Below are 12,490 nucleotides of genomic sequence, written 5' to 3'. Positions count from 1 at the left end.
GGTTACAGGCTCGGTGGCGCGAGAAACTGATAATAGGCCCAGACGAGAGCAATCACGACGACAACAGCGAGCCAGACCAGTCCCTTTTTCGGTCCCGGCGCGACAGGCTTCTTCTCCTGCTTCGGTTTGCGGGGTTCGAATTTCAGAACATTGTTGTCGTTCAAGGCGTCCTCCGTCGCGCTGCGAGTCGGCAAGAGACTTAGCGGCCATGAGGGGCCGGCTGCAAGCATCCAGTTGTCGAAAAGATCGTTCAGCCCGGATTGCCGAGCGCACCGATCCGTTCGAAGTGGCCGCGGCCGAGATGACCGGTGCCATCGCGGATATCGGCGGCGATGGCAGCCTTCAGGGCTTCGGCATCTTGTGCGACGATGGCGATCAGAGCTTCGGCATGGCGGTCGACCTGATAGTCGGCCGAAAAGGCCTCGCCCGCACGACGCATGAACGGACCAAGACGCAGCCAAAGGGACTCGATGAGAGGCAGGGTGATCGTGCCCGGGCATGCTTCGTAGAGGCAGCGATGGAAGTCGAAATTGGCTTCGACCAGCCGACCGAAATTGCGCACGGCGAGCGCCTGATCTGCCTGCTGATCGAAAGCACGCAGACGCGCCAGCCTCATGCCGTCGATGAAGGGCATGGCGCGTTCGGCCGCGCGGGTTTCCAGCGCGATACGCGCCTCCAGCACCTCCTCGAAGCGCTGTGGATCGAGGTCCGGTACCCGAACGCGACGGTTGTCGAGAAGCTCCAGCGCACCGTCGGCGACGAGCCGGTGCAGGGCCTCGCGCACCGGCATGGCGCTGACGCCCAGCGCCTCGGCAAGGCCGTTGATCGTCACCGGTTCCCCCGGCTCGAACTGACCTGTCATGATGTTTCGCCGCAACACGCGGTACACCCATTGCTTGGCAGATTCGGACGCTTCCCTCCCGGCTGCGACCAGCATGCTGATACCCTCCCGTCTGTCGGACCCGGCGGCGCCGGTTATCGTCTCTGAGCTGAATTCTCTGGGCTTTGCACGCAGAACTGATAATCTCGCAAAGCTCAAAATGACCCTTTACAGATTTGATCAAATTATGGTTTGTTGTGATCATAAGCAAGACAAGCCTATCACATAAGAGCCGTGATCAGCGGCCGGACAGAGGATAGCCGGCGATGTGGGCAGAGGACGCTCGGGGCACGCCGGTCGAAAAACGGGGAACCAATGACTGACACCCGAACGACCGCGGCCCATGGCGGCGCCATAGGCCTGCATGGCATCAAGAAATGGTTCGGCACCTTCCAGGCCGTCGACAATGTGTCGCTGGAAATCCGCTCGAACGAATTCTTCACCCTTCTCGGCCCCTCGGGCTGCGGGAAGACGACCCTTCTTCGCATGATTGCGGGTTTTGAGCTGCCGACCGAAGGTCAGGTGTTGCTCGATGGCGTGGATATTTCCCGCCTCCTGCCCAACCAGCGACCGGTCAATACCGTTTTCCAGAACTATGCGCTCTTTCCGCATCTGACCGTATCCGAAAACATCGGTTTCGGCCTGAAGATGCTCGGTAAGCCGAAGTCGGAAGTCGATAGCGTCGTCAAGGACATGCTGAAGCTTGTTCACCTCGATGGGCGCGGCAACAATCCCGTCACGCAGCTCTCCGGCGGTCAGCAGCAGCGTGTTGCGCTGGCGCGCGCTCTTGCGCCGCGGCCGAAGGTGCTGCTGCTCGACGAACCGCTTTCCGCGCTCGATCTGAAACTGCGCAAGTCCATGCAGATGGAGCTGAAGCGGCTTCAGCTCGAGACCGGCATCACCTTCGTCTTCGTCACGCACGACCAGGAAGAAGCGTTGACCATGTCCGACCGCATCGCGGTCATGTCGACGGGCACGGTCCGTCAGGTCGGTTCGCCCTGGGATATCTACGATCGTCCGGCCGAGCGCTTCGTCGCCGACTTCATCGGCGAGACGAACTTCCTCGAAGCGGACGTCATTTCAGTGTCGGGCGAAAGGGCCCGCGTGCGGCTTTCCTCCGGCGCCGAGATCAATGCGACCTATCCTGAAGGCATCACGCCGAAGGGCAAGGTCACCATCGTCGTCCGCCCGGAACATGCCCGTCTCGGTTCACCCGGTTCAGGCATGCTGGAAGGCGTGCTCGACGACATCGTCTATCTCGGCACGGACAACCATTTCCACGTCAAGGTCGATGGCGGCAGCACTTTCATCGTGCGCCAGCAGAATGCCAAGAGCGGCCCCTGCGGCTTCTCGGAGCAGGATCGCGTGGGCATCGCCATCAATGACGACGTTGCCCAGATATTGAGGGACTAGCCATGACGGTCAGCCCTCAAGAGGTCAGCGAACAGCGACAAAAGAAAGAAATCAGGGATCGCTGGTTTCTCAGCGCCCCCGCCCTCATCCTCATCGTGTCGGCCAGTGTCGGCCCGCTCGTCATCGTGTTGCTCTATTCCTTCCTCGCGCCCGGCAACTATGGCGATGTGAAGTGGGAATTCTCGACCGAGGGCTGGTTCAACGTTCTCTTCAGCCGCGACATCTTCGACGATACGGTCTCGCTGGCGGATGCCCATTTCCTGATCTTCTGGCGGAGCGTCAAGCTTGCCTTCGCCACGACGGTCTTCTGCCTGATCTTCGGATTCCCGACGGCCTACTTCATTGCGACGCGCGCGCCCCACAATCGCTCGCTCTGGCTGTTCCTGATCACCATCCCGTTCTGGACGAACATGCTCATCCGCACCTTCGCCATCCAGGAGGTGATCCGCTCGGAAGGCATCATCAACACGCTGCTGTTGAAGATCGGCCTCATCTCGGCGCCGATCCAGATGATGTTCACCGACTTCGCCATCATGCTCGGCATGACCTATGTCTTCCTGCCGCTGATGGTGTTGCCGCTTTATGCAAGCCTGGAAAAGCTGGATTTCCGTCTGATCGAGGCTGGCTATGATCTCTACGCCTCGCGTTTCGGGGTGCTGTGGCGGATCGTCATTCCGCTTGTGAAGCCGGGCATCATCGCCGGTTCCATCCTCGTCTTCGTGCCGGCGCTCTCGTCCTACGTGGTCCCGCGCGTTCTCGGCGGCGGCAAGAACCTGATGGTCGGCAACCTGATCGAGCTGCAATTCGGGCAGGGACGAAACTGGCCGCTCGGCGCGGCGCTGTCGGTCACGCTCGTCATCATCGTGCTCTTCGCGATGCTCTACTATGTCCGCAATGCATCGAAGTCCGGAGGCAGCGCCCATGGCTAAGTCCTTCTCGATCAAGCGCCAGCCGGGCTTCGCGACCATTGCGATGTTCTGCTTCTTCCTGCTCTACCTCCCCATCGCGACGCTTGTCGTCTATTCCTTCAATTCCGGCATGTCGATCGCCACCTGGGAAGGCTTCTCGCTGCGCTGGTTCGAAAGCGCCTGGAACAACCAGCAGGTCGTTGAAGCCTCCTGGCGTTCGCTGCAGATCGCCGCTGTCGCCGCGGTCATTGCAACGGCCTGCGCGACGCTGGCGGCCATCGCCACGACGCGCACCGGCCCCTATCGCGGCCTGACCTTCAAGTATTCCGTCATCAATATGCCGCTCCTGGTGCCGGAAATCGTTACGGCCGTGGCGCTGCTTATCCTGTTCTCGCGCGTCAAAGTTTGGACGGGGTATTCCGGCCTCGGCTACCTCATCGTCGCCCACGCGGCCTTCTGCGTACCCTTCGCCTATATGCCGATCCGGGCGCGTCTCGAAAGCATGGATCTCTCGCTGGAAAAGGCTGCGGCAGACCTTTACGCCTCGTCGTTCCAGACCTTCCGTTATGTCACGCTGCCGTTGCTGTGGCCCGGCATTCTCGCTGGCCTGATGCTCGCTTTCGTCATCTCGCTCGACGATGTCGTCATTACGGAATTCGTGAAATCCGGCGGACAGGACACGCTGCCGACCTACATGCTCGGCCAATTGCGCCGTGTCGTGACACCGGAGATGAATGCCATCTCGACAGTCTTCCTTGTTCTGTCGCTGGCGATCGTCACCCTCTTCTTCTTCCTGAGCCGCACGCCTCAGAAAGACAACGAATAGAAAAAGGAGAACAGCCGATGAAAATGAAACTGGGATTGATGGCACTTGCTGCTGGCATGATGGCCTCCACCGCCATCGCGCATGCGGAAGGCGAACTCAACATCTTCAACTGGGGCAACTATACCAGCCCCGAAATGATCAAGAAGTTCGAGGAAGCCCACAAGGTCAAGGTGACGATCACCGACTATGACTCGAACGATACCGCGCTCGCCAAGGTTCGCCAGGGCGGCCATGGCTTCGACATCGTTGTCCCCTCGGCAAGCGTGATGCCGATCTGGATCTCGGAAGGTCTGCTGCTGCAGTCCGAACCGAACCAGATGGAGAACTTCAAGAACGTCGACGAGCAGTGGGTCAAGGTTCCCTTCGACGAAGGCCGCCACTACTCCGTTCCGTGGCTGTGGGGCACGACGGGCGTGACCGTCAACAAGGGCGTCTATGCCGGCGATATCAACACCTCCGCCATCTTCCTCGATCCGCCGGCCGAACTCGTCGGCAAGGTCAACGTGATCCCGGAAATGTCCGACGTCATGCATATGGCCGTGACCTATGCCGGCGGCGAGCCCTGCACGGGTGACCTGGCGATCCTGAAGAAGACCCGCGACATCCTCACGGCCGCCAAGCCGAAGTGGATTTCCATGGACTACGGCAACATCGAGAAATATTCCAAGGAAGACCTGGCGGCCGGCGTGAACTGGAACGGCGCTTCCTTCCGCGCTCGCCTGCAGAACGAGAAAGTCACCTACGGTTATCCGAAGGAAGGCTACCCGGTTTGGATGGACAACGCGGCCATCCTGAAGGACGCCAAGAACGTCGATAACGCAAAACTCTTCCTGAACTTCATCATGGATCCGGAAAACGCCGCCATGCTCTCGGCCTTCGGGCGCTATGCGAACGGCATCAAGGGCTCCGAGCCGTTCATGCCTGCCGACATGAAGGATGCACCGGAAATCCGGATCCCGGACGAACTGAAGGCTGCCGGTAAGTTCAACCTCGCCTGCCCGCCGGAAGTCCAGGAACTTTACACCAAGATCTGGACCGAACTGCAGAAGTAAGCGGTTTTACCGCCAAAAGAGGACAGCCCACGCGGGAAGGTCATGCGCCTTCCCGCGCCTTGGCTGAATTTTCATGATCAAGACCTTTAAGGACAGGCACGGCTTTGCCCGCGCCGATGTGACGCTCGCCAATTGGCGCACTTCCCCCTTCAGCCGCTGGACCTTCCAGAACGTGCGCGACTTCGTGCCGACGGCCGTGATTGCCGCCGAAGCGGTCGTCGCGGAACGACCGTTCGCCAGCGATACGTTCCTGGACGAGGCGATGGAAACCGGCCTTGCCGGCGCCGAAACCGCCCGCGCCTTTCTGGAATTCGCCCACACGGATGCCTTCGTGATGATGCGCAAGGGCGAGATCGTCGCGGAATATTATGCCGCACATGCCAATCCCGATGCGCCGCATCTCGTCTTTTCCATTTCCAAGTCGCTGACGGCGGTCGTCTCCGGGATCCTGGAGGCCGACGGTATTCTCGATCCCGATCGCCCGGTGACGGATTATCTGCCGGAAGCCAAGGGCAGCGTCTATGGTGACTGCACCTATCGCGACGTGCTCGACATGCGTGTCAGCCTCGATTTCGAGGAGGCCTATCTCGACCCCTATGGCGCTTTCGCGCGCTATCGCCGCTCGATGCTCTGGAACCCGCCGATGCCGGATGCGGAGCCTGAAAACCTGGCCGCCTTCCTGCTCACGCTGCAAAAGGCCGAGCGCCCGCATGGCGGTCCGTTCTACTATGCGTCGCCAAATGCCGACCTGCTCGGCGTGATCATCGAGCGCGTCACCGGCGCCCGCTTCGCGGACCTCACCGCCGATCTGCTCTGGAAGCCGATGGGCGCCAAGGGCCTCGCCGATATCACGGTCGACGCGATCGGCACGCCTCGCACCGCGGGTGGCGTTTCCATGACGGCACGCGACCTTGCCCGTCTTGGTGAACTCCTGCGCAACGATGGCGCTCGTGACGGCCAGCAGATCATCCCGGTTGCCTGGATCCGCGACATGCAGGAGAACGGCGACAGGCAAGCGTGGCAGCTGGGCCGTAATGTCGACCTGCCGAACGGGCGCTACCGCAGCCAATGGTATCAGTCCGGCGAAGCCGACCACGCCTTTTGTGCTATCGGCATCCACGGCCAGTGGCTCTATGTCGATCCCAGCACGGAAACGGTCATCGTCAAGTTCTCCTCCCAGCCAGAGCCGCTGGGCGACGAGGAGAACCAGGACATCTTCACGTTCTTCCGCGCGCTCTGCCGCCGGACAATCTAGATAACACCGAGGAAACACGCCATGCAGACCGAAGCGAGCTTTATCATCCGCAATGCGCGGGTGTTGACGATGGACGAGGCGAATCCGCGTGCGAGCGCGGTTGCCGTTTCCGGAAACCGCATTCTGGCCGTTGGTTCCGAAGCCCAGATCGATGCCTTTTCCGGCCCCGATACGCATGTGATCGATGCCAAGGGCGCGACGGTCCTGCCCGGCTTCAACGAGGCGCATATGCACATTTTCGGCGGTTCCGCCGAGCTGCGCGAACTCTCGCTTTACGGAATGAAGGGCTTTGATGCGCTGGATAAGGCGTTGAAGGCCTATGCCGAAGAGTATCCGGAACGCCAGTTGCTGATCGCCCAGCACGCCGACTACACGATCCTTTCCGACGACGAACGCGTGACGCGCCATCACCTCGACCGCATCCTGCCGGACCGTGCCGTGCTGATCTTCGCTCCGGACCATCACACCGCCTGGGCGAACACGCTCGCACTGAAGCTCGGCGGTATCCTTGAAGGCCGCGATGTCGGTGTGGGCAACGAGATCGTCATGGGCGACGACGGGCTTGCCAGTGGCGAATTGCGCGAAAGCAACGCCATCCGCCCGGTTTCCTCGCTCAGCGAAACGGGTGGCCGCGAAATGCTCGGCGTCGGCACGGGCGGCGATCCGGAGCACGTGACGACGGAAGAGCGCGCCGGCGATATCGATATCCTCAAGGAAGGTCTGGCCTACGTCGCGTCGCTCGGCATCACGTCGCTGCAGAACATGGACGGCAGCCTCTACCAGCTGGAAATGCTCGACGAGATCGAGAAGACGGGCGGTCTGCCGGTGCGCGTGCGCATGCCCTTCCACATGAAGAACTTCATGCCGCTTTCCGACCTCGAGACCAAGGCGGCCGCGTGGCGCGAACGTTTCAACTCGGATCGCCTGCGCTCGGACTTCGTCAAACTGTTCATGGACGGCGTGACGGAATCCGGAACCGCCGTCTTCGTCGACGACTATTGCCACCAGCCGGGCCTGAAGGGTGATCCGCTCTTCTCGCAGGAACACTTCAACGACGTCGCCATCGCCTCCGACAAGCTCGGCCTGCCGGTTGCCGTGCACGCCATCGGCGACGGTGCGGTGCGCATGGTGCTGAACGGCTACGAGGCTGCCATCGAGGCGAACGGCATGCGTGACAGCCGCAACCGCATTGAGCATATCGAGGTCGTGCATCCCGACGATATCAAGCGCTTCAAGGAGCTCGGCACCGTCGCTTCCATGCAGCCGACCCACCCGCCGGGCAGCGCCGGCCTGCCGCTGGAACCGTATCTCTCCTATATCGGCGAGGACCGCTGGCCCTATGCCTTTGCCTGGCGCACGTTGGTCGACGCCGGCGCCGAGATCGTGTTTGCCACAGACTGGCCGGTCTCCCCGCTCGATCCGATGAACTGCATCCAGTGCGCCATGTCGCGCGAGGTCTGGAAGGACGGCATGAAGGACGAGCGGCTTTCACTGCACGAGACGCTTGCCGCCTATACGAAGAACGGCGCCTGGGTTGAGTTCATGGAAGACCGCAAGGGGGTTCTGAAGCCCGGCTATCTCGCCGATATCGTCGTGCTTTCGGCCGACGTCGAGGCAACCGACTTCACGAAGCTCGCAACGGTTCGCCCCGTCACCACCATCTGCGACGGCCGGATCACCTATCAGGCCTGATCTGGAAAAGAGGCCCTATCGGGCAGACCGAATCCATGCGATAGGCCGGGCATTCAACCGCCCGGCCTTTTCATGTACATCGCTGAAATTCTCGCCCTGTCCGCCGCCGTCTGCATTGCGATGAGCGGCATGCTCGTCAGCGAATTGCAGGGCCGCCTGCCGCTCTTCGATCTCGCACGCCTGCAGATGGGCGCCGCCTTTCTGATGACGGCCGCCGTTTCGCTTCTCCTTGGCGGCTGGCGCACCGTGGAACTCTGGCAATTCGGCTATCTCGCGGTTTCCAGCCTCTTCGGCATCGTCATCGCCAGCACGACCTATTTCGCGACGATCTACACGGCCGGCCCGCGCACCACGGCCCTTCTCTTCTCGCTCGCTTCACCTTTCGCGGTGGTGCTCGGCTATTTCTTTCTGGGCGAAACCCTGTCGGGCCAGCAGGGCATCGGCATCGCCTGCGTTCTTTCAGGCATCCTGCTGGCGATCAGCGGCCGGTCGTCCTCAAAAGCCAAGGTGGAGCGAACGCCCTGGCTCGGTATCGTGCTGGGTGTCGTTACCGCTTTCGGACAAGCGCTCGGCAGCCTCGCCGCGCGGCCGGCCATGGTTGGCGGCGTCGAGCCCTTTACGGCCATGGCGGTCCGGTCCGGCCTTGCGGCGCTGTTCTTCCTGTTGTTGATGGCCGTGCCGCATCCGGCGCTGAAACCGGCGTCGAACATTGCGAAGCGATCGCTGGGTTTTGCTGTCGGTTCCGCCTTCCTCGGCGTCGGCCTCGGCATGTCGCTCCTGATGGCGGCGCTGGCGCATGGCAATGTCGGGGTCGTCACAACGCTCTCGTCGATGACGCCCATCGTCATCCTGCCCATGGTCTGGGCGCGCACCGGCATCTCGCCGTCGGCTCCCGCCTGGATCGGTGCGGCGCTGGCGGTGGCCGGGACTGCCTTGATCAGCCTCTAGCTCGGGCGGCCGAGATCGACGAGATAGGTGTTTTCCGCCCGTGACCTGGCATAGTCCTCGGGACGGATTTCCGCAAAGAGCAGGGTTTCGCCTTCAGCCGGCGCTTCGGCGAGCAGCTTGCCGTCGGGTGCAGCGATACGCGACAAGCCTGCATAGGTGAAATTGTCGTCGGCGCCGCAGTGGTTGATATAGGCGACGAAGACCTGGTTTTCGAAGGCACGCACCTGGATCATGTGATTGGCGATGAAGGTGCCGGAGGAGCCCTTGGGCAATGCGGTGGGAACTACGACCAGGTCGGCACCGGCAAGCGCAAGACGGCGCACGTTTTCCGGAAATTCCACGTCGTAGCAGATCAGCATGCCGAGCCTGATGCCGCCGAGTTCCACCATGACGGAGGCGGGCGTGCCGGGCTTGAAGACGTTGCGTTCGTATTCGCCGTAGAGATGGGATTTGCGGTAGACGGCATTGGTGCCGATGCCGTCGGTGAAGAGCGCGCTGTTGTAGGTCAGCGTGCCCTCCTGCTCGGCAAAGCCGGCCACGATGGCGATCCCGTTGTCCCGCGCAATCGCGCTGAGGCGTTCGGCCACCGCGCCCGTCGCGGGAGAGGCGAGTTTTTCGAACGCCGCCTCGCCTGCCCCGTAACCGGTGACGGCAAGCTCCGGCACGATCAGCAGCTTGGCGCCACCCCCGGCCGCATCGGCGGCGGCGGCCGCGATGCGCTCCATATTCGCCTCGCCGTCACCGGCAATCGCATGCATCTGAAGGGCGGCGATCCGCATGGTTTTCTAGTCCTTTGACGACATGGCGCCGAGCAGCTTCGGCAGGTCGCCGAAGCGCGCGACGAGGCCGAAGATCGTGGCCGCGATCGCCACGAAGAGGATCGTGACCGAGGCCATGGTCGGCGTATAGCCGTAGCGCAGCGCATTGAAGATCTTGATCGGCAGCGTTTCCATCGTGAAGCCGATCGTCATATAGGCAACGATATACTCGTTGAGCGACAGCACGAAGGCGAACGCATAACCGGAGATCAGGTAGGGCAGGATCAGCGGCAGGACAACCGTGCGGAAGATCGTGCGGTCATCGGCGCCCATCGTCGCGGCGGCTTCCACCAGCGAGCGGTCGATGGAGGAAAAGCCGAGCGACAGCGTCACCAGCGGCAGCGTCACGAAGAAGATCGCATGGCTGATGACGGCGGTCGCCGGCTGGCCGTAGAAGCCCGTCGCGGCCCAGAAGGTGAGCAGGCCGAGCGCCGTGATAACAGGCGGTAGCGTGAACGGTGCGATACCGAGCAGCTGGAAGATATTTGCCCAGGGCGCATGGCGCCGCCAGAGGAACCAGGCGAGCGGCAGTGCGATCAGCAGTGCGACGGCGGCCGAAAGCGCCGCCAGCGTGATCGAGGCGAAAAGCGCGTTGCGCCACTCGACATTGGCGAAAATCTCGCCGTACCAGCCGAGCGAAAAACCCTTCGGCGGGAAGGCCAGATCCTGCTTCTCGTTTACGGATACGCCGGCAACGACGATGAGCGGCAGCGACAGGAAGAGGCCGACGAGGCCGAAATAGACCTTTTGCAAAAGACCGTTCATGCGGCTTCTCCCTTGCGGCCGGCAATGACCGTGAGTGCGACGAGGCCGAGTGTCACGAGCACGAGGAAAACGGCCATGGCGGCGGCGAACGGCATGTTGGACTGGTAAATCGCCTGGTCGGTGATGAGCACCGAAAGCGTCCAATGCTGCGGCCGGCCGAGGATCTGCGGCAGCAGGTAGGAGCCGAGCGCGAAGATGAAGACCATGATCAGCGTGGCGACGATGGTGTTTCTGAGTGCCGGTACGACGACGGTGAAGAAGGATTTGACCGGCGAAGCGCCGAGCGTGCGCGCGGCCTCCGTCAGGGTCGGGTCGAGCCGCACCAAGGCGGGATAGAGCACGAGCACGGTATAGGGTAGCGCCTGGTAGGTCATGGCCGTCAGCACCGCACCGAAACTCGGGTTCAGCGCCACCGGTTGATCCATGATGCCGAGCATCACGAGAAGATTGGTGATGCCGGCAGTGCGTGAAAACAGCGTCGACCAGGCAAAGCCGATGATGACTTCCGAAAGCGACAGGATCGACAGCAGCGCGACCAGCCAGAGCACCTGCGTCCGGCGTTTCGCGCGCGAAAGCAGGTAGGTGAAGGGCACGGCCAGCACGACGCAGCAGATGGCGACAGTGACCGCCAGGAACAGCGAGAAGCCGAGCACCTTGCCGAAGAACAGGCTGAGGAACCGGGCATAGTTGTCGAAGACGAAATCCGGTGTGTAGAAGCCGGACGGATCGCGCCGGAAGAAGGAAACGGCGATCATCGTCGCGAAGGGCACGACGAAGAACACGATCAGCATGCCGGCGGGGAAGACCAGCGGGCCATAGTCGGTGAGTTTTTGCGGGGCTTCGCGTCTCATGACTTCAGCACCACGCAGTCATCAGGGTTGAGCTGGATCCCGACGGACTGGCCGACGCTGACGTCCGGCCGGGCATTCGGCATGGAGACGGCGACGATCTGCTTGCCGGCGGCTTCCACGAAGGTCTCGATCGTGCCGCCGAGATCGCGCACGAAGGTGACGGTACCCGTGACCGGCGCGTTGCCGGGCGCGGTGAGATGCACGTCTTCCGGACGGACCGAAATAATGCCGGACTTGAGGCCTGCTGGAACCGAGAGGCCGGGGATTGCGGCGCCGAGCACGTGCGCACCGGCGCCATCGGCGCTGAAATCGATGAGGTTTGTCATGCCGATGAAGTCGGCAACGAAGGTGTCGGCGGGCCGGCGATAAATTTCCACCGGAGCGGCGGCCTGGCGGATTTCGCCACTGTTCATCACGACGACCGTGTCGGCCATGGTCATGGCTTCACGCTGGTCGTGGGTGACGACGATGGTGGTGATGCCGAGCCGCTGCTGGAGCTGGCGCAGTTCCACCTGCATGGCCTCGCGCAGCTTGGCGTCGAGGGCCGAAAGCGGCTCGTCGAGCAGGAACAGTTTCGGCGAGATGGCAAGCGCGCGGGCAATTGCCACACGCTGGCGCTGGCCGCCGGAGAGTTTTGCGACAGGGCGGTCGGCATAGCCGGTGAGGTGGATCATCGAAAGAAGCTCGTCGACGCGCTTCTTCTGCTCCTCCTTGCCAACGCCGCGGATGCGCAAGGAGTAGGCGATGTTTTCGCCGACCGTCAGGTGGGGGAAGAGCGCCAGCGACTGGAAGACCATGCCGAGGTCGCGCTTGTGCGTGGGAACGTTGGTGATGTCCTTGCCGTCGAGCTTGATCGCGCCGCTGGTCGGCAGGTCGAGACCGGCGACCATGCGCATCAGCGTGGTCTTGCCGCAGCCGGACGGGCCGAGAAGGCAGACGAAGGTGCCATGCGGCACGGTAAGTTCTACATTCTTCACGGCCGTGAACTGGCCGAACTGCTTGACGATATTCTGGAGGGTCAATCCGGACATTGGGGCTCCGCTCGGCGCTGACGGGTTGGAGACCGGCCGGCTATCGAAGCC

13 protein-coding genes are annotated in these 12,490 nt (G+C 62.2%); 7 read left to right on the top strand and 6 right to left on the bottom strand.

The genetic code is table 11. The features are described 5' to 3' along the window. Nucleotides 1–2: 2 nt before the first annotated feature. Together MUO32_RS03675 and MUO32_RS03670 are read right to left on the bottom strand one after the other, a co-directional pair. Nucleotides 3–164, bottom strand: a complete 162-nt coding sequence (locus MUO32_RS03675) for a hypothetical protein (protein WP_257946869.1) — start codon at nt 162–164, stop codon at nt 3–5. 86 nt (nt 165–250) lie between these two features. Then, on the bottom strand, nt 251–937 hold the full coding sequence (locus MUO32_RS03670) for a GntR family transcriptional regulator (protein ID WP_257946868.1): 687 nt from the start codon (nt 935–937) through the stop codon (nt 251–253). 258 nt (nt 938–1,195) lie between these two features. Here MUO32_RS03670 and MUO32_RS03665 point away from each other — a divergent pair, with 258 nt between their 5' ends. The 7 genes from MUO32_RS03665 to MUO32_RS03635 all read left to right on the top strand — a co-directional run bounded on the left by MUO32_RS03665 (nt 1,196) and on the right by MUO32_RS03635 (nt 8,974). After that, the gene (locus MUO32_RS03665; RefSeq protein WP_257946867.1) at nt 1,196–2,293 is read left to right on the top strand and encodes an ABC transporter ATP-binding protein; all 1,098 of its coding nucleotides are present in this window, start codon (nt 1,196–1,198) and stop codon (nt 2,291–2,293) included. A 2-nt stretch (nt 2,294–2,295) separates the two neighbouring features. Beyond that, nucleotides 2,296–3,222, top strand: a complete 927-nt coding sequence (locus tag MUO32_RS03660; protein ID WP_257946866.1) for an ABC transporter permease — start codon at nt 2,296–2,298, stop codon at nt 3,220–3,222. After that, complete coding sequence (locus tag MUO32_RS03655) at nt 3,215–4,027, top strand: ABC transporter permease (RefSeq protein WP_257946865.1); 813 nt, start codon at nt 3,215–3,217, stop codon at nt 4,025–4,027. The genes MUO32_RS03660 and MUO32_RS03655 overlap by 8 nt, the downstream gene beginning before the upstream one ends. Before the next feature lie 17 nt (nt 4,028–4,044). Beyond that, on the top strand, nt 4,045–5,079 hold the full coding sequence (locus MUO32_RS03650) for an extracellular solute-binding protein (RefSeq protein WP_374708584.1): 1,035 nt from the start codon (nt 4,045–4,047) through the stop codon (nt 5,077–5,079). 73 nt (nt 5,080–5,152) lie between these two features. Further along, nucleotides 5,153–6,334, top strand: coding sequence for a serine hydrolase (locus MUO32_RS03645; protein ID WP_257946864.1), 1,182 nt, complete (start codon nt 5,153–5,155; stop codon nt 6,332–6,334). 21 nt (nt 6,335–6,355) lie between these two features. Continuing rightward, entirely contained in the window at nt 6,356–8,026 is a 1,671-nt protein-coding gene (locus tag MUO32_RS03640) for an amidohydrolase (RefSeq protein WP_257946863.1), read from the top strand. Nucleotides 8,027–8,098: 72 nt separating this feature from the next. Next, nucleotides 8,099–8,974, top strand: a complete 876-nt coding sequence (locus tag MUO32_RS03635; protein ID WP_257946862.1) for a DMT family transporter — start codon at nt 8,099–8,101, stop codon at nt 8,972–8,974. Here the strand turns inward: MUO32_RS03635 and MUO32_RS03630 are convergent. The 4 genes from MUO32_RS03630 to MUO32_RS03615 are packed head-to-tail and all read right to left on the bottom strand — an operon-like array spanning nt 8,971 to nt 12,439. Continuing rightward, nucleotides 8,971–9,753: a carbon-nitrogen hydrolase family protein gene (locus MUO32_RS03630; RefSeq protein ID WP_257946861.1), complete on the bottom strand. Its 783-nt coding sequence runs from the start codon at nt 9,751–9,753 to the stop codon at nt 8,971–8,973. The two genes, MUO32_RS03635 and MUO32_RS03630, sit on opposite strands and share 4 nt — an antisense overlap. A 6-nt stretch (nt 9,754–9,759) precedes the next feature. After that, nucleotides 9,760–10,557: an ABC transporter permease gene (locus MUO32_RS03625; RefSeq protein ID WP_257946860.1), complete on the bottom strand. Its 798-nt coding sequence runs from the start codon at nt 10,555–10,557 to the stop codon at nt 9,760–9,762. Next, nucleotides 10,554–11,408: an ABC transporter permease gene (locus tag MUO32_RS03620; RefSeq protein ID WP_257946859.1), complete on the bottom strand. Its 855-nt coding sequence runs from the start codon at nt 11,406–11,408 to the stop codon at nt 10,554–10,556. The genes MUO32_RS03625 and MUO32_RS03620 overlap by 4 nt, the downstream gene beginning before the upstream one ends. Further along, a complete protein-coding gene (locus MUO32_RS03615) occupies nt 11,405–12,439 on the bottom strand; it encodes an ABC transporter ATP-binding protein (RefSeq protein ID WP_257946858.1) in 1,035 nt (344 codons plus the stop codon). Before MUO32_RS03615 ends, MUO32_RS03620 begins: the two co-directional genes overlap by 4 nt. Nucleotides 12,440–12,490: the final 51 nt, after the last annotated feature.

The sequence above is a fragment of the Shinella sp. CPCC 101442 genome, assembly GCF_024704725.1.
GTDB lineage: Bacteria > Pseudomonadota > Alphaproteobacteria > Rhizobiales > Rhizobiaceae > Shinella.
The sequence above is the reverse complement of the archived record's forward strand: the minus strand, read 5'-3'. Positions and strand labels throughout refer to the sequence as shown.